13 protein-coding genes and 3 pseudogenes are annotated in these 17,081 nt (G+C 70.2%); 10 read left to right on the plus strand and 6 right to left on the minus strand.

Annotation, left to right across the window (positions count from 1 at the left end):
• The first annotated feature begins 57 nt into the window (after positions 1–57).
• Positions 58–803: pseudogene (locus ABGA99_RS10650) on the plus strand (helix-turn-helix transcriptional regulator).
• Between the two features lie 45 nt (positions 804–848).
• Here the strand turns inward: ABGA99_RS10650 and ABGA99_RS10655 are convergent.
• Positions 849–979 (minus strand): annotated as a pseudogene (locus ABGA99_RS10655) (transposase); the annotation flags it as partial.
• A gap of 83 nt (positions 980–1,062) precedes the next feature.
• Between ABGA99_RS10655 and ABGA99_RS10660 the strand changes: the two are divergent.
• From ABGA99_RS10660 to ABGA99_RS10680, 5 genes and pseudogenes are all read left to right on the plus strand, one after another.
• Positions 1,063–1,308 carry a hypothetical protein gene (locus ABGA99_RS10660; protein WP_347577121.1) on the plus strand — a complete coding sequence of 82 codons (246 nt, stop codon included), beginning with the start codon at positions 1,063–1,065 and terminating at the stop codon, positions 1,306–1,308.
• Entirely contained in the window at positions 1,301–2,188 is an 888-nt protein-coding gene (locus ABGA99_RS10665) for an MIP/aquaporin family protein (protein WP_347577122.1), read from the plus strand. The genes ABGA99_RS10660 and ABGA99_RS10665 overlap by 8 nt, the downstream gene beginning before the upstream one ends.
• Before the next feature lie 484 nt (positions 2,189–2,672).
• A pseudogene (locus ABGA99_RS10670) lies at positions 2,673–2,921 on the plus strand (Rieske 2Fe-2S domain-containing protein); the annotation flags it as partial.
• Positions 2,922–3,463: 542 nt separating this feature from the next.
• Positions 3,464–3,685: a hypothetical protein gene (locus ABGA99_RS10675; RefSeq protein WP_347577123.1), complete on the plus strand. Its 222-nt coding sequence runs from the start codon at positions 3,464–3,466 to the stop codon at positions 3,683–3,685.
• Between the two features lie 476 nt (positions 3,686–4,161).
• Positions 4,162–5,988 (plus strand): glycoside hydrolase family 15 protein, encoded by a 1,827-nt coding sequence (locus ABGA99_RS10680; protein ID WP_347582522.1) that lies wholly within the window; start codon positions 4,162–4,164, stop codon positions 5,986–5,988.
• A gap of 152 nt (positions 5,989–6,140) precedes the next feature.
• Here ABGA99_RS10680 and ABGA99_RS10685 read toward each other — a convergent pair whose 3' ends face one another.
• Genes ABGA99_RS10685 through ABGA99_RS10695 form a run of 3 tightly spaced genes read right to left on the minus strand, consistent with a single transcriptional unit; the run spans position 6,141 to position 10,239 of the window.
• Positions 6,141–7,115, minus strand: a complete 975-nt coding sequence (locus tag ABGA99_RS10685) for a BadF/BadG/BcrA/BcrD ATPase family protein (RefSeq protein ID WP_347577125.1) — start codon at positions 7,113–7,115, stop codon at positions 6,141–6,143.
• Positions 7,112–8,014, minus strand: coding sequence for an N-acetylmuramic acid 6-phosphate etherase (locus ABGA99_RS10690; RefSeq protein ID WP_347577126.1), 903 nt, complete (start codon positions 8,012–8,014; stop codon positions 7,112–7,114). Before ABGA99_RS10690 ends, ABGA99_RS10685 begins: the two co-directional genes overlap by 4 nt.
• Positions 8,011–10,239, minus strand: coding sequence for an alpha-N-acetylglucosaminidase TIM-barrel domain-containing protein (locus ABGA99_RS10695; protein WP_347582523.1), 2,229 nt, complete (start codon positions 10,237–10,239; stop codon positions 8,011–8,013). Before ABGA99_RS10695 ends, ABGA99_RS10690 begins: the two co-directional genes overlap by 4 nt.
• Before the next feature lie 111 nt (positions 10,240–10,350).
• Between ABGA99_RS10695 and ABGA99_RS10700 the strand changes: the two genes are divergently transcribed.
• From ABGA99_RS10700 to ABGA99_RS10715, 4 genes are all read left to right on the plus strand, one after another.
• The gene (locus ABGA99_RS10700) at positions 10,351–11,616 is read left to right on the plus strand and encodes an ROK family transcriptional regulator (RefSeq protein ID WP_347582524.1); all 1,266 of its coding nucleotides are present in this window, start codon (positions 10,351–10,353) and stop codon (positions 11,614–11,616) included.
• A gap of 95 nt (positions 11,617–11,711) precedes the next feature.
• Complete coding sequence (locus ABGA99_RS10705; RefSeq protein ID WP_347582525.1) at positions 11,712–13,037, plus strand: extracellular solute-binding protein; 1,326 nt, start codon at positions 11,712–11,714, stop codon at positions 13,035–13,037.
• Positions 13,027–13,992 (plus strand): sugar ABC transporter permease, encoded by a 966-nt coding sequence (locus ABGA99_RS10710; RefSeq protein WP_347577130.1) that lies wholly within the window; start codon positions 13,027–13,029, stop codon positions 13,990–13,992. Before ABGA99_RS10705 ends, ABGA99_RS10710 begins: the two co-directional genes overlap by 11 nt.
• Entirely contained in the window at positions 13,989–14,870 is an 882-nt protein-coding gene (locus ABGA99_RS10715) for a carbohydrate ABC transporter permease (RefSeq protein ID WP_347577131.1), read from the plus strand. The genes ABGA99_RS10710 and ABGA99_RS10715 overlap by 4 nt, the downstream gene beginning before the upstream one ends.
• A 245-nt stretch (positions 14,871–15,115) precedes the next feature.
• Here ABGA99_RS10715 and ABGA99_RS10720 read toward each other — a convergent pair whose 3' ends face one another.
• Both ABGA99_RS10720 and ABGA99_RS10725 read right to left on the minus strand, forming a co-directional pair.
• Positions 15,116–16,144: a hypothetical protein gene (locus ABGA99_RS10720; protein WP_347582526.1), complete on the minus strand. Its 1,029-nt coding sequence runs from the start codon at positions 16,142–16,144 to the stop codon at positions 15,116–15,118.
• Entirely contained in the window at positions 16,141–16,596 is a 456-nt protein-coding gene (locus tag ABGA99_RS10725) for a hypothetical protein (protein WP_347577133.1), read from the minus strand. Before ABGA99_RS10725 ends, ABGA99_RS10720 begins: the two co-directional genes overlap by 4 nt.
• Positions 16,597–17,081 lie beyond the last annotated feature (485 nt).

The raw sequence follows: 17,081 nt of genomic DNA on the forward strand, positions 1-17,081 counted from the left end.
CCTAGGCGTGAGTAACCTATGCATGCCAAGACCACCATGGACACCGGCACGATCGGAATGACCCGAACAGACAACCGTGCCGCGCTTACCGGCTTTCTTCGCAGCCGCCGCGCTCGGCTCAAGCCCGAGGACGTCGGCCTGACACAGGTCACGGGCCGCCGGCGAGTGGCCGGGTTGCGCCGCGAGGAGCTGGCCCGGCTTGCCGGGATCAGCGTCGACTACTACGTCCGGCTGGAGCAGGACCGCACCCTCAACGTCTCGGCCGAGGTGCTCGACGCGGTCGCCGGCGCCCTGCGGCTGGACCGGCACGAGCGGAACTACCTGCTCAACCTCGCCCGACCCACGCGGTCTCGTCCCCGGACCACGGGCAGGCAGGAGCAGGCATCCTGGCCTGGAACCGGCTCGCCTGCGCACTGTTCACCGACTTCGGCCGGCTGCCGGTCGAGGAACGCAACTGGGCGCGGCTGATCTTCCTCGACGAGGAGATGCGGTCCCTCTTCGCCGACTGGTCGGGCAAGGCCCGCGACACGCTCGCTCATCTGCGCGCGAACGCCGCCGACCAGATCGCGGCTCTGGTCGATGAGCTCTACGTCCGAAGCGAGCACTTCGGCCGGTGGTGGGCGGACCATGAGGTACGGGAGCGAAGCCATGGGCGCAAGACCTTCCATCACCCGGTGGCCGGCGAGCTGGAGCTCGATTTCGAATCACTCAGGATCCCGGAGGAGCAGGGCCAGACCCTGATCATGTACACCGTGGAGCCCGGCTCGGCCTCCGAAACGGCACTCCGCAGCCTGGGCACATAGAGCTCAGCCGACTCCGGGCCGGTTCCTTCCGTCGGGGCACGTGGAGTCCGTGAGGACCATGGCCTTCACCGCGCGTTCTGCTTGGTCTTGCCGGAGACGAATTGGTCCCGGTCCTTGCGGCCCGCGGCCGGACGTCGCACACGGATCTCCGTGCCGTCGGCGACAATCCGGAGTTCCTGATCACGGAAGGTCACCAGTGGGCTGGACCCTCCGGGGAACTGGCGACGGTCGAACACGCGAGCCCACCAGTATCAGCATCGTGCCGGCCGCACACGCCTGGGCCCGCAAGATCGCCCTCTGCAGCGGCGCACCCAAGCAGCACGGGCTGGTGGCCGTCCGTCTGTCTGGCGAGATCGTGCGCGACCGCCAGGAAATAGCGCGCGGATTGCTCCGTATAGGTGAAATCCGCGGATTCACCGGCGCGTCGAACCCGAATTACCCTGCATTTCGGGTGAGGAATAGAAAGTTCCGTTGCTTTCTGATCGAGGAGGGTGTCCATGGCTGAACGCATCGTTCGTCGACGCGGGTATCGAGAAGGACTCGGCGGCGAGATGGCTGCCGAGTTCCTGGGCACGTTCGTCCTGATTCTGCTGGGTGTCGGGTCGGTGGCTGTCGCAGTCGCCGGTCTGCCGGGATCAGGCCGGCAGACCGGGGACTTCGGGCCCGCCAACTGGCTCATCATCTCGTGGGGATGGGGCCTCGCCGTGGTATTCGGCGTGTATGTGGCAGGAGGTGTCAGTGGAGCCCACATCAATCCCGCAGTGACCCTCAGCTTCGCGGCTCGACGGGATTTCCCCTGGAGGAAGGTCCTGCCCTACTGGCTGGCGCAGGTCCTGGGCGCCTTCGTCGCCGCCGCGCTCATCTACGCGACCTACAGATGGGCCATCGACGCGGCCATCAAGAAGGAGGGTGTCCCGCGAGACGAATCGCTGCCCACATTCTCGATCTTCGCCACGTTCCCCGCCGAATACTTCGGAGACTCCTGGTGGGGTCCCTTGCTCGACCAGATCGTGGGGACCGGCATCCTGCTTCTACTGATCTGCGCACTCATCGACAAGCGCAATACTGCTCCGATGTCCAATCTCCATCCGTTCCTCATCGGTTTGGTGGTCGTCGCGATCGGTTTGTCCTTCGGCACAAACGCAGGGTACGCAATCAATCCCGCACGCGACCTCGGCCCCCGATTGTTGACGTACTTCGAAGGCTGGGGATCTATTGCTCTCCCCGGTACGTTCGACTGGTTCAGCGGCTATTGGTGGATCCCCATTGTCGGCCCGCTCATCGGCGGACTCGCCGGTGTCGCGGTGTACGACCTGCTGATCTCTCCGCTGATCAGGGCCAGGGGTGTAGAGCCCGAAGAAGGTCCCGCCACCGAGGAGCCGTAGAACACGGAGCAGGCTCCGTCCGGCAGTGAGGGCACTCGCCATGGGAACGACGCTCACTCCGCGCCTCGGTCGCTGGATGAACGTACTCCACAGGTGCGCGCATCGGAATCATTCGATAAGCCCTCCGACGACTTCAGCGTCACCACCAATCGCCGGGCAGCGCCGTACGGTGCAACGAGCGCGGTGGTGCCGCGGAGCGGTTCGGCGCGAGCCGGGCTTTCTACCACGGTGAGTGCTCCTTGTCCGGGGTAGGACCGGCAGGGTTTCGCGAGAACTCCTGCTGGGGTGTCCAGGCCTCGGCCCGGCCCTGCCCGTTCTCTGTGCGTACGGGGCGTGACCCAGATTCCGACCCGCCACGGGATCTTGGTCGGTTGGTGTTCTCGCGGCCGTCACCCATTCGGTCCAGCGCCGTTGGTGGAGAGGTCGGGTGGGGCGCCGTTCGAGGGCGAGGGAGAGGTATAACCGAGATCGACGCCGACAAAGGCTGAGGCGGTCGCCCCCGGAGCCCCACCACCTGCTCTCCGGCACGATCCCCCTCCGGCGTGTCGGGGTGAACCCGGATTTCTGCTACCCCGTCGCGCTGTCTGGGGACGTACTGAAAAACCGATGCGCCCATCGGCAAATGCCGCTGAGCATGGGCGTCGTGGAGGGCGAGACGCTCCGCTGCTGCTGTCACGCGTGGGCCTATCGCGACGACGGCCGCATCTCGCAGATCCCGTACCTGTCCAAGGGGAGTGCGCGCGGGTGGCGCCGGCGGCGGCTTCCGTGGTGGCGGCCCAGTCGGCGGCGGTGAGCGTGCCCAGTGAGGCGATGACGAAGCCGCGTCGGTCCCGCGGGTCTCCTGCTGCGTCCTCCAGGGCTTTCGCGGTATTCGCCAGTGTCCGGGGCAGATTGTCCCGGACAGACGGTGTCCTGGTGCTGCACACGCGGTGGGGACGGCGCCAAGGACACCGGCCCACCACCGCAAGGACTTCCCTCCGCGGGACATGAGTGAATGGGCCCTGGTTGCGGCCGGACGTGAAGTCCCTGGCAGGACAGGTCGCACCGCGAGATCATGTCCATTACCGCCAGCGGCTTCACGTCGGTCACCGACGTCGGCCCCACTCCCCACCCTCTGAGGAGAGATCCGATGGCCGGGCGCCGGCCCGGGCCCTCTGGTCTGCGATCCTGGCCATGGCGAACGAGTCGGCTATTCGCACCTATCGCGGCACATCATGGTTCACCAGGCAGTATTGGACGACCACGCACCACGACTGCATCGAGGTGGGCCTCCCCGTGGAGACGAGGCGAGTGGCCTGGAGCGACATCCAGGACTTCGAGATCCGCAGGAACAAGTTCAGCGGCGAGTTCGTCGTGTTACGCCTCAGCTCCGGGCGTCGGCTCGGCTTGCCGTCCGTCGACTCGCGATCCGTATCCTCGGTCGAGGAGGAGGTACAGGCCCTGCGCGAGCTGTGGGAGCAACTGCGGGGACCTGACTGGACTCCACTCAAGCGCTGACAGACCTGCGACGAGTCCCAGCGAGGCAGGGGGAGCTGGGCCAAGGCGACATCCAGGGTTGGCCGGGTCCGGGTGGTAGCAACACCAGATCACCCGGATCGCATCTTTGCGCTCTCGCCGTACCAGCGGATGTCCTGTTGCGGCTGGAGTTCCGCCGCATTACGTTGAAGCGGGAGACGTATACGGCCCCCAGTCTGGTATTGAGCTCTTTCGCAGCTCGGACACATCGACCGGCTGCGGCGAGCATGACAATTCCGCCACGCGGTGATAATGCGATTCTCTGGCGGAGTGACGCCACCCCGACAGGCGATCAGATCCTCGATATCCAGAGCTGGACCGGCTCACCGGGCCTTCATCCTGGGGCCGGGCCTGTTCGGCGGCTCCTGGCTGAGGAGCGCCTCTGTCACATCCCGCTCGATTGCCAGGATCCCCGGGCGGTAGTGCTGGGAGGTCGGACAATGGGCAGTGAGACTGGAATGACCATGGGAGAGCCCGGTGCCGGTACGCCCCGCTATCTTCCGGTCGCCGAGCACGGGCTGATCGGTGATCTGCGCAGTGCGGCGCTGGTGGGCTCGAACGGTACGATCGACTGGTACTGCTGCGCGCGCTTCGATGCTCCCAGCGTCTTCGCCTCGCTCCTCGATGCCGATCGGGGCGGTTCGTTCGAACTCGCGGCGGACGTTCCGACGCGTAGGAAGCAGTTCTACTTCCCCGACACCAACGTGCTGATCACCCGCTTCTCCTCGGACGACGGCGTCGGGGAGATCCAGGATTTCATGCCGGTGGTCGACGATTCACGCGAGGCCGACCGGCACCGGCTGATCCGCCGTGTGGTGTGTGTCCGCGGATCGCTGCCGTTCCGTGCCCGCGTAGCACCCCGCTTCGCGTACGGGACGCAGCCGCACACAGTGCACGCGCAGGAACGTCAGGTGATCTTCGAATCGCCCTCACTGACTCTCGCACTGACGTCGAGCGTGCCGATCGAGGTTGCCGGCCAGGATGCCTGGTCGCTGTTCAAGCTGCACGAGGGCCAGTCGGCCGTCTTCGCGCTCGACCGGGTCGGCGGCGATGTGCTGCCCCGCCACTGCCCCGTGGCCGAGGCGGAGGAGCAGTTCAACGCCACCGTCGGCTACTGGCGGCGGTGGCTGTCCCAGTCGCGCTACCGCGGTCGTTGGCGGGAGGTGGTGCACCGCTCCGCCCTCACCCTGAAGCTTCTGACCTACGCCCCGACCGGCGCCATCATCGCCGCGCCGACCACGAGCCTGCCCGAGCACATCGGCGGACAGCGCAACTGGGACTACCGCTACGTATGGATCCGTGACGCGGCCTTCTGCGTGTACGCACTGCTCAGGCTCGGTTTCACCGACGAGGCCGAGGCGTTCATGGGATTCCTCTCGGAGCACGTCCGCCTCGAAGCGACCGGCGGTCCCGGCCCACTGCAGATCATGTACGGCATCGACGGGCGACACGACCTGCCCGAACGGGAGCTTCCGCACCTTGAGGGCTACCGGCGGTCGGCCCCCGTACGCGTAGGCAACGGCGCCGTCGACCAACTGCAACTGGACATCTACGGAGCGCTCGTCGACTCCCTCTACCTCTACGACAAATGGGGACGGCCCGTCTCCAGCGCGTACTGGGACGGCATCAGCGCACTTGTCGACTGGGTGTGCACCCACTGGGACCAGCCCGACCGGGGGATCTGGGAGAGCCGCGGCGGATCCAGGAACTTCCTCTACTCACGGCTGATGTGCTGGGTGGCGATCGAACGCGCGATGCGCATGGCCCAGCATCGCGGACTGCCCGCCGACCTGGTCCGGTGGGGAAAGTCCCGGGACGACATCTACCGCCGGATCATGCGCCACGGCTGGTCCACCGAACGGAACGCCTTCGTCCAGTGCGAGGAAAGCGACCTCCTCGACGCATCCCTGCTGATGATGCCCCTCGCGAAGTTCGTCTCCCCCACGGACCCGAAGTGGCTGGCCACCCTGGACGCCCTCAGCGAGGACCTGGTGTCCGACTCGCTGGTCTACCGCTACGACCCGCAGGTCAGCGCGGACGGACTGCCGGGCGAGGAAGGCACGTTCTCGATCTGCTCGTTCTGGTACGTCGAGACACTCACGCGGGCAGGCCGCCTCGACGAGGCCCGGCTCGCGTTCGAGAAGATGCTCACCTACGCCAACCACCTCGGCCTGTACGCCGAGGAGATCGGCCACACAGGAGAGCAACTCGGCAACTTCCCCCAGGCATTCACCCACCTCGCCCTGATCAGCGCCGCCTTCAACCTCGACCGCACCCTGGGCTAGCTCCCGCCAGAGCGGCCGAGGACCGGATGCGCGTAGGGGCCACTACCTGGCCTGCGAGGCGTCACCCCGCGACCCGCGCGATGACCGCGGCACCACGCGAGTCCCCGTCCCCTGAGCGCACCGTCATTCTCTTCGGTCTGAACGGCCGCGCTTCACCGCGCCGGCGTCCGGTCGGCGGCGAAGACGTACAGGTACGGGAAGTGCGGCCGCAGCGTCCCCGCCGACGCCGCCCGGGCCAGTGCCAGGGCGCCGTCGGCGGAGGTGCCGCACGGCGGGGTGAAGCGGGCGTCGGGGAGCAGGGTGCGGACGGTGCCGCGGAAGGGCTCCAGGAGCAGGTCGGCGGCGTCGAAGAGGCGGCCACCCCAGGAGAAGACCGGGTCGAGCCCGGTGGCGGCGGCCACCGCGGTCTGGCCGAGGTGGCGGCCGGCCTCGGTCCAGATCCGGGCGGCGACAAGGTCCCCGGCGCGTGCCGCGTCGCTGACCGACGGGGCGAACGAGGCGAGGTGGTGGGCCGCCGTGTTCCCCTCGTAAACGAGGGCGACGAGGTCCAGGGGGTGGCCGAAGCGCGCCGTCATGCGCTCCAGCAGGGCGGTCGACCCGCCGGGCCGGCCGTCGTGCGCGCGCAGCGCCGCCTGCAGGCCCTGCCGGCCGATCCAGGCGCCGCCGCCGTGGTCGCCGAGCAGGTGGCCCCAGCCGTCGGTCTGGTTCCAGACGCTGTCGAGGTCGGTGCCGAGGGTGATCACGCCCGTACCGGCGGCGATGACGACGCCCGGCTCGAACCCGAGCGCGCCGACGTGAGTGGTCACCGCGTCGCCCGCGACGACGAGCGCGCCGAGGCCGAACCGCCCGCGCAGCGCGTGCCAGAGTTCGCCGGGCTCGCTGACCAGGCCCGGCAGCCCTGTGATGCCGACGGCCATGCCGGCGAGCCGCTCCACGGGCGGCCCGGGGTCCGCCGCGCTCCGGACGACGCCGGCTATCCGCACGGCGAGCCGGTCGAGGTCGACCCGGCCGTTCGTCCGGGGTACGGGCGCCACGTCCTCCCCGTACGCGCGCCCGCCTCCGGACTCGATCCGTACCCTGATCCCGCCGCCGCCGACGTCGACGCCCGCGAAGCCGGCTGCGCTCATCGGACGTTCCCGCTCAGTGCGGCGACGGCCGCCCGCACGCCGGGGTGGCCGGCGAGCGCGGCGTGCGCCTGCTCCGGCGAGCAGCCGGTGAGCAGCCGCACGAGTGCCTCCGGCAGCCGGCCGTCGGCCTCGGCCAGCGCGGCGCGGCAGGTCGCCTCGGCCTCGTCGGTGGCGGCGACGAGCAGGGCGACGGCGCGCTCGCGGAGCTTGGCGTTGGTGGCGACGAGGCCGACCATGAGGTTGCCGTACGTACGGCCCGACTTGATCATCAGCGCGGTCGAGAACGAGTTGAGGATCACCTTGGTGGCCGTGCCCGCCTTGAGCCGGGTGGAGCCGGTCAGCGCCTCGGGTCCGGTGGCGGCGACAACGCCGATGTCTGCCGGATCGAGCAGCGGGGCCTGCGGGTTGCAGGTGACCAGCACCGTGAGCGCGCCCACGGCGCGGGCGGCGCGCAGTGCGCCGGCGACGTAGGGGGTGGAGCCGGAGGCCGTGATGCCGATCGCCACGTCGGCCTCGTGGAGCGCGGCGGCGTCGGTGGCGCCCAGCGCGTCGGCGTCCTCGCGGTCGATGGAGGAGTCGGCGAGGGCAGCGGGGCCGCCGGGGAAGTGGGCGGTGAACAGTTCGCGGGGGGCGCCGAACGTGGGGGTGATCTCGGTGGCGTCGAGCACGGCAAGGCGTCCTGAGGCACCGGCGCCGAAGTAGTGCACGGTCCCGCCGCGGCCGAGCCGCAGGTGCGTCTCGTCGACGGCCCGGGCGAGTTCGGCGGTGGCCGGGCCGACGGAGGTGACGGCCCAGGCGTCCTCGTCGTGCAGCCGCCGGAGTACGTCGGGGGTCGGCAGGGTGTCGATGTCGGCGGTGCGTGGGTTGCGGCGCTCGGTGGGTGGTACGGCCGGGGTCATCGTGCTCCTCGTCGGTCGTGGGCGTGGTTGTGGTCGGTCGGCGGCCGGGCGAGCGCGTGGGCCTGGTTCGCGTACGCGGTGAACAGCCGGCGTGACTCGGCGGCGAGGCCGCCGAGGTCCGCGGGCGGGGGTGGCGGGCCGTGGCGGAGGAACTGTTCGGCGCGGTATCGCAGTTCGTCCTGCAGCTCGCGCTCGGCGGCTACGCCGCCGGGCTCGGCCAGGGCTCGGTCGAGGCCGCGTGTCCACAGCGCCCAGCGGTCGCGGTAGTAGCCGCCGACGAGCCCGCTCCAGTGCCGGCCGGCGTAGTCGTCGAGAGTCCCGCCGGCCGCGGCGCCCCATACCGTGACGATGCGGCGGGCGTTGTCCCGCAGTACGTCGGCGTCGGCGGGCCCTGCGGCCCAGGCCAGCGCCTTGGACTCCCAGTGGCGGAAGGTGTATTCGGGCCGGCAGGCGAGCATCCGGTCCAGGTCGTCGAAGACGCGCAGGAACCGGTCGAGGTGCGGTCCGCTGCCGGCGCCGCGGTGCACGGACTCCGCCACGGCGTCGAGGTGGTACCGGTCGGCGACCCGGGCCATGAAGGCGATGCCCGTCTCGACGAGGTCGTGCCCCAGTGGTCCTGCGGTCAGTCCGGGGTCGCGCTCGGCAGCCTCGACGAGCCGCTCCCAGGCCGCCGCCAGCGCGGCCGGCCGGTACCAGAGGGTGCGGGCGACGTCGGCGCGCAGCTCCGGCAGTCCGCCGTGCACGGGCGCGTACGACGGCCGCGCGGTGAGGATGCCGTTGTACTGCTCGGGGAAGATCCGCAGGCCCCGGGCGTCGTAGACGGTGTCCAGCAGGCCCCGCCAGGCGGCCCGCAGGGTGCCGGTATCGCCGCGCCCGCCGTAGCGCCGGTCCACGAAGTCGTCGAGCCAGGTGCCGACATCGGCCGTCCGGCGCCAGAGCTGATCGGCCGTCAGCTCGAAGAAGACGGGGTTGTTGCGGGTGGCCTCCATGGCCAGTCCGAGTCCCGCCGGCGGGTGCGGCGCCGCCAGCGCTGCGTCCACCGCAGCGGGCACCCCGCGCAGGTCGGCGACCGGGTCGGTCCGGCCGCCGAAGTTGAGCAGCGCGCACCACAGCCAGGGCTTGCCGGAGAAGCCGTCGAGGCGTTCCCACTGCGGGTCGTACTCGGCCCACAGGTCGGCCACGACCATCCGGTCGTCGGGGATCGCGTCGAGGAAGGCGGCGACGCGGTCGCCGGTCCAGAAGTCCCGCTGGTACGAGAACGGCCAGGCCTGCATGATCCAGACCGCGTCCGGGTCGGCGGCGCGCAGCCCGGCGAGCGTCGCGTCCGCCACCGCGCCGGGGAAGGCGGGGTCGGCGTCGACGGGGGTCATCTCGATGAAGGGATCGGCCGCGTACCGGTGGTCCGTGCCGTACAACTCGGCCTGTGCGCGGGCGACTTCGGTGCACAGCCTGGCGTACAGCGGGTCGGCCGGGTCGAGTACCCGGGTGTCGAACCCCTGCCAGCCGCGGCGGTGGGCGCGGGCCGAGGCCGCGAGCGCCTGCGGGACGTGCCCGGTGAAGGCGGGCAGCACCGGAGTCATGCCGAAGGCGCGCTGGCGCTCCAGGATGCGGGCGCCGAGGTCGCGGTGGCGGGTGATCCAGGAGGCTGGCAGCGGTCCGGCGAAGCCGTCGAGGCAGCCCATGTACTGGAAAGGCAGGTAGCCGGGCCCGCCGAGGAAATCGCGGATCGTGCGGTCGTCGAGGCCGGTGCGGGAGTAGGCGGCGTGCAGCGCGGCCTCGTGGCCGGTCACGGCGAGCGGCATGGTGATGCCGTGGAGCGCCATCCAGTCGATCTCGCGCTCCCAGTCGGGCCAGTCCCAGTAGGGCGTCGTGTAGCTGAACGTGCAGAAGTTCAGGTAGTAGCCGTCCTGCACGCGCGCCTCGCCGCGCCGTCGCGGGCTGTCCGGGAGGGACGCCACGGGCAGCGGCAGCTCGGTGTCCCAGCCCACGGTCAGGCGGCAGCGGTCCCGCAGGTAGTGGTGGAGCCCGACGGACGCGCTCACCCCGTCCGTCGCGGAGACGGTGAGCACGCCGCCGGCCGCTTCGTACACATAACTGCGCAACTCACTATCTAGCGGGGCAAAGGAGACGGCACCGGCCGCCCGTGGGCCGAGGACCCGCTCGACGAGGCCGCGGACGGCCCCCGCCCACTCCGGCGTTACCCGCTCGTCGTCTGCCGTCGGCATCGCACGTCAGCTCCTTGATGAATTAGTTACGTACGCATCATAATTAATCTGCTAGCGTACCCGCCACATCGTTCACCTGCTCGAAGCAGGGGGTGCCGGGAGAGGGGCGTCATGAGGGACCAGCTGGTCGCCGCAGGAACACGGTTCATGCGGGAGGTCAACGCCGCCGCGATCCTGCGGCAGTTGCGCACCGAGCCCAGCATGAGCGTGTCCGCGCTGGCCAAGGCGGTGGGCCTGTCCCGGCAGGCAGTGAGCCGTTCGCTCAACGCGCTGGTCGACGAGGGGCTCGTCGAGTTCGGCTCCCTCGACCGCAACTCCGCCCGGGCGGGGCGGCCCGCGCAGCTCGTCCGCTTCCGGGCCGAGGCGGGGTACGTGCTCGGCCTGTCGGTCAGCCCGCAGGACCTGCGGGTCGCGGTCTCCGACCTGGCGGGAACCATCGCCGCGAGCAAGGTGGTGCAGCTCGGCACCGGGGTCAGCGGCGAGGTGGCGGTAAAGGCGCTGCTGGACACGGTGGCGCGGACGCTGGCCTCGACGGACGTCGCGGCCGGCGACGTCTGGTTCGCCTCGGTGGGAGCTTCCGGGATCGTCGACCCGGCGACGGGGGTCATCAGGCTGATCCCGAGCATGCCGGGGCTGACCGGCGACATCCTCGTACGCCGCCTGAAGGACGCCCTCGGCTGCCCGGTCTACGTGGACAACGACGTCAAGCTCGCCACCCAGGGCGAGCGCTGGCGGGGTTCGGAGCGGCGCGAGGACTCGCTGGTGATGGTCCACTGGGGCGAGCGCGTCGGGGCCGGCATCGTGCTGAACGGCGAGCTCCACCGCGGCGCCTCCAACGACGCCGGGGACCTCGGCTTCCTCGACCTGTTCGCGGACGAGCCGGCCGCCCGGCCCGCCGGCGAGGCCCGCCATCCGCACGGGCTCGGCCCGTTCGAGGGCTGGGTCGGCGGCGCGGAGATCGTGCGGCTCGCCACCGAGGCGGCGGAGCACGCCGGCGACGACGCCTTCCGGGACCGCCTCGACGCCGCGGGCGACCGGGCGTTCGACGCCGTGCTGGACGCCGTCTCCGACGGCACGCCGGCGGCCCTGGAGACGGTCGACACAGTTGCCCGCCGGTTCGCCAAGGGCGTCGCGGCGATACGGGTGATCCTCGACCCGCGGCTCGTGGTCATCGGCGGGCCGATGGCCCGGTGTGGCGAGGCACTGCTCACCGCCGTCCGCAGGCATCTGTCCGACCACGAGCTCGACCAGCCGGCATTGGCGGTCTCGACACTGCGGGAGGACGCGGTCGTCCACGGCGCGCTGCACCACTCGCTGGACGAGATCGAGCGGACGAAGTTCGGCCTCGTGCCCGGCGCCCGCCAGGAGGCCCGTTGAGCACGCGCCACCCCCACACCCACACGCCCGACGCCCCCCGGCGCCGGTGTCCGGCAGCACCAGAAAGAGGAACACAGAGGAGGACGGTCATGCGGATGACGGCACCAGCCCGGAAGCAGGCGCTCGCAGCGCTCGGCACCGCGGCGGCACTCGCCCTGACGGCCTGCGCGGGAAGCGGCGGAGCGGAGCAAGACACGAACGATGACGTCGACGCGTCGACAACCCTCACCGACGACCCCGTGACGCTCACCCTCGCCTTCACCGACGACCCGCCCACCGAAGCGCTCATCGACGGCTTCGAGAAGAAACACTCCAACATCACGATCAAGACCCAGCAGACGCCGTTCAACGACTACGTGAAGTCCATCAAACTGGGCATGTCGTCGGACAACCCGCCGGACCTCGCGCAGTACAACCCCGGCGCGATGAACTCCCTGGTCCCCGCCGGGCTCATCCAGGACCTCGGCCCCTGGTCGAAGGTGTACGGCTGGCAGGACACGTTCCCGCCGGCGAGCCTGGAGGTGCTGAGCTCCGACAAGTCGGCCAAGCAGTTCGGCACCGGCAACCTCTACGCCGCGCCCGGCGCCCTCTCCGTGCTCGGCGTGTTCTACAGCAAGTCGGCCCTGGCCGACGCCGGCGTGCAGGACGTGCCGGCGACGCTGGCGGACTTCGAGGACGCGATGGTGCGGGTGAAGGACACCGGGCAGACCCCGCTGAGCCTCGGCGCACTCCAGGTCGGCGGCTTCCAGCTGTGGAACGCGCTGCTCAACGTCACCGGCGACGTCGCCTCGTACCGGGACTGGGTGTACGGCAAGCCGGGCGCCACGATCGAGAACGAGGACGCACGCAAGGCCGCCGAGAAGCTCGCCGGCTGGGTGGAGGAGGGCTACGCGCGCGAGTCGGCGAACGCCACGGCCGACACCGACGCGCAGGCGGACTTCGCCGCCGGCAAGAGCGCGTTCCTCGTCACCGGCAACTGGGCCGCCGCGGCGCTGGAGGCCGAGATGGGCGACGACGTCGGCTTCTTCCCCATGCCCTCCCCCGAAGGCGGCACACCGAAGGTCGCCTCCGGCGCCAGCGTCGCGTACGCCATCTCCTCGAAGTCGGAGCACCCCAACGAGGCCGCCGCGTTCCTCGACTACCTCAGCTCGCCGGAAGCGGCGAAGATCCAGTTCGACACCGGGTTCATGCCGGTCGACACCGAGGCGGAGCTGGGCGCCGAGGGCGTACGGAACGAGATCGCGACCGGCTTCGCGCCGGTGGCGCAGGCCGACGGCATCGTTCCGTTCCCCGACTTCGCCTCCCCCGGCATGATCGACAAGCTGACGCCCGGCATCCAGGGCCTCATCAACGGCAAGACGACCGCCGACGACTTCCTGCGCTCGCTGCAGGAGTCGTGGAACGAGCACCATGGCTCATGACCTGAGCACGCCGGCCACCCTGCCGCGGGCCGCAGAGGCCCGCGGCGGGCGCCGCGCCGCGACCGGGCGCGCACGCCGCGCCCCCGGGCGCGGGCGGCGGTGGCGCGGCTGGCTGTACGTGCTGCCGGCGCTCGGCATATATCTCGGGTTCGCCATCTGGCCGGCGCTCAACACGCTGCGCCTGTCCTTCTTCGAGTGGGACGGCGTGCTGGCGCCGACCTGGGCGGGGTTCGACAACTACACGCGGATCTTCCAGGACGAAGCGCTCTACGAGGCGATCCTGCACAGCCTGGTGCTGATCGTCTTCTTCTCGTTCGTGCCGGTGGTCGTCGGGCTGCTCATGACGGCCCTGCTGCTGGGCAAGGTGCGTAAGGGGATGACGTTCTTCCGGATCGTCTTCTTCCTCCCCCAGGTGCTGCCGCTGGTCGCGGTCGGCGTCACCTGGCGGTGGCTCTACAGCGAATCCGGCGTCGTCAACCAGCTCCTCGACCTGGTCGGCCTCGGCTCGCTGACCCGGCCCTGGCTCGGCGACTACGACCTGGCCCTGATCGCGCTCGGGCTGATCGGGACCTGGACGATGAGCGGGCTGTGCATGATGCTCTTCCTCTCCGGCGCGCAGAAGATCGACACGGCGCTCTACGAGGCGGCCGTCCTCGACGGCGCGGGCCCGTTCCAGCAGTTCCGCCACGTCACCCTCCCCGGGCTGCGGCAGGAGATCACGATCGCCGGGGTCATCACCACGATCGCGGCCCTGGCCAGCTTCGACCTCGTCTTCGTCACGACGAACGGCGGCCCGGTGGGGCAGACGAACGTGCCCGCCCTGCTCGTGTACCGGCTGGCGTTCAACGAGGGGGACATCGGCGGCGCCAGCGCACTGGCCGTCGTGCTGACCGTGCTCGTCGTCGCCGTCGTCAGCGCCATCCGCTATCTCGCCAGGGACAGGAGTCGAGCATGAGCGGCGGTGTGAGCGCCCGGCCCGGGCCCAAGGCCCGCGGCACGCGCACCCGGAGCGGGGTGACGGCCCGGGGCACGAGCCTGCGCTACGGCGTACTCGTCGCGCTCGCGGCCATGGTGCTGCTGCCGTTCGCCGGCATCGTGCTGGCCGCCCTGCACCCGCAGGGCGAGCAGGTCAGCGGGCTGAGCATCCCCGGCGAATGGTCCTGGGGAAACTTCCAGCAGGCCTGGGAACGGGGCAACTTCAGCAACCTCATGCGGTCCAGCCTGCTGATCGCGGTCTGCGTGGTCCCGCTGGCGGTGACGCTGGCGACGCTCGCCGCGTACGGACTGACCGTGCTCAAGGCGTGGGGGAACCGGACGCTCTCTGCCGGGTTCGTGCTGGGGCTGACGCTGCCGGTGGAACTCGTGGTGGTGGCCCTCTACTACAACCTGCGCGAGGTCGGCCTCACCGACTCGTACACCGGCATCGTCCTCGCCGAGGTGGCACTGTTCATGCCGTTCGGCGTGTACTGGATGCAGGCGCACTTCTCCGCCGTTCCCCGGGAACTGGTCGAGGCGGCGCACATCGACGGCGCCCGGGACCTCTCGGTCCTGGTGCGGGTGCTGCTGCCGATCTCGTGGCCGGCGATCACCACGTTGTCGGTCCTGTACTTCATGTGGTCCTGGAACCAGTTCCTGCTCGTACTGGTGATGATGCAGGACCCGGACCGCCGCACCGCGCCGACCGGTCTCGGGCTCTTCGTCGGCCAGTACTCGACGAATATCCCCCTTCTGGCCGCCGCCAGCCTGATCGTCATCGCCCCGATCGTGCTGGTCTACCTCACGTTCCAGCGCAGCTTCGTCAACGGCATCACACAGGGCGCGATCAAGAGCTGAGGATTACCGGGCCGACGCTTCCGGGAGGGCGCCCGGCGGATGCCGGCCGCGCCGTCCAGGACCTCGTTGTCCCGGACCGCCTGCTGCAGAGCCCGAGCCACCCCGGACGGCAACGCCGCACGGCCTCGCCGTGCCGCGCAGGCGCAGCCGCTTGAGCCTCCGTCCCGCTGACACTGTTTACGCGGAGAGACAGGTCCTCGGGGGCGTCCCACCGCGGGGAAGCCGGTCTGCTGTCTGGACGCGGATCAGCAGGAGGTGCGAGAGAGAGTGCCGCTTGCTGTGTTCAGGACGAACTCCAGACGGACAGAGGCAGTGCGCGGGATGACCAGAGCAACGCTCTGCCGCGGCTCCCAGTTGCGAGGGAGCAGCACGTATTGGTCGGCGGATTGGATGACGAGTACGAGGCCTTCGTAGCGGTACGGATATCCCGATTCGGCGTCAGCGCAGCGCAGTTCCCGTACACCGGGTGCGTCGATGCTGAGGCTGCGCTCGGTGCGCAGTACGGCCGTGGTGGAGGTGGGCAGCCGGGCCACCAGTTGTTGTGCGCGCGCCCGGCCGACGGAGGCGGCGTAGTCGGTGGCGGCCCAGATCAGGCTGAGGCCAACGAGCACGAAGACGACGGCCCATTCGGCGACGGCGGCCCATTCGGGGCGAGGAGCGGGGTGCTGTGCGGGCGGCTGAGGCCGAGGGTCCCGTGGCCCGTCACCTGGTTCATCGGGATCCTGAGTCGGGGTCGACGGGTGGGAGTGCAGGGCGTCGGGGGGCAGTGTGCGGCGCAGTTGCAGGGCGTATGCCAGCAGGATGACGCCGATGGCAAGGCTCAGCGGCGCCACCGCGAGGTAGTGGTGCAGGAAGAAGTCGTTGTCGAGCACGGTCCAGAAACCGCTCAGGGCAAACAGGGCGCCGGTGGCTCCCAGCGCGGGCACCAGGATGCGCAGGGCCGGGGGGCGGGCGCCCGCGGCGAGGCGGGCGCGCAGCAGGTCGTGGCCCCAGAAGGCGGTGAGGCCGGCGGCGGCCGTGACGACCATGGGCACGAACAGGGCGTCCACACTGATGACCAGGTAGTCGGTGGTGCCCAGCCCGAGCAGGGTGGCGTCTACGCCGAAGTAGGCGTAGAACCACCAGGCCTGGTTGAGGCCGAAGTAATACATCAGTCCGGTGACGAAGCTGGTGGGGGCGACGACCGCGCCGAACAGGGCGCCGAAGCGGCGCATGCCGGGGAGCGGTCCGGCGTCGCTCGCGTCCGGCGCCTGGCCGTCACCCGGCTCGCTCATGACGGCGAGGCCGGCGAGGAGCCACCCTGCCCGGCATCCTGTCCACCCGTGTCCTGTCCGCCGTTGCCTTGGCCCGCGTCCTGCCCGGCGTCCTGCCCTTCGGAGTCTTGGCCTGCGTCCTGGCCGCCGTTTTCCTGCCCGGCGTCCTGGCCCGCGTTGTCCCCACCGTCGGCGGTGGTTCCAGCGGACGTGTCGGTCGGCGGGGAGCAAGGAGCCTGGATCTCGATGGGGATGATGTCGCCTGCGTAGTACGGGTCGCGGGGAGGCACCGCCTGGAGAAACACGCAGGGGGCCGATCCGTCACCCTCGACGGGGCGCCGGACGAGGGTGACGCAGTCCGTCCCACCGCACTGAGGCCTGAAGTAGGTCTCCTTCAGGTCCTCCCACCCGCCCATTCCGTCTTCGTCGTAACCTAAGTTGCGGCCCGTGAAGTAGATCTCCGGCAGTGTCATGGGCGAGCCTTGCCCGACCTCGCCTCCGCTCCCTCCGGTGCCACCCCCGCCGTTCGTGCTGCCGCCACCTCCGACGACACCATCCCCGCTCCCGCTCCCGTTGCTGGAACCGGAGTTGGTGCTGCTGCCTGCTGCGCTCGCGCTACCCGCACTCGCCCCTCCGGCACTACCCCCTCCGCCGGAGGACAGGCCGGCCCCGCCCGGGCCGCCTCCCGCTTCGTCACCGTCTCCGTTGTTGCAGGCGATCAGCGAAACGCACAGGAGAAGCGGCACGCCCCAGCGTGCCGCTCGCCTCCAAGTCGCCATTTCTCCCCCGTAGCCTCGAAAAAGTAGCTGTACCGGAAGAATGGCACCCTATTTACCGATGGTCCATCCTCGTGCAGGGTCGCAATCCGCCGAGGGTTCGGGAACCTCCGCCCGCACCCTGCACTGTCCGGCCCGTGCACCGAATCCTTCGCCAGGAGACGATCTCCCCGTCCGGCAAG

The organism is Streptomyces sp. B5E4, from assembly GCF_039871555.1.
GTDB lineage: Bacteria > Actinomycetota > Actinomycetes > Streptomycetales > Streptomycetaceae > Streptomyces.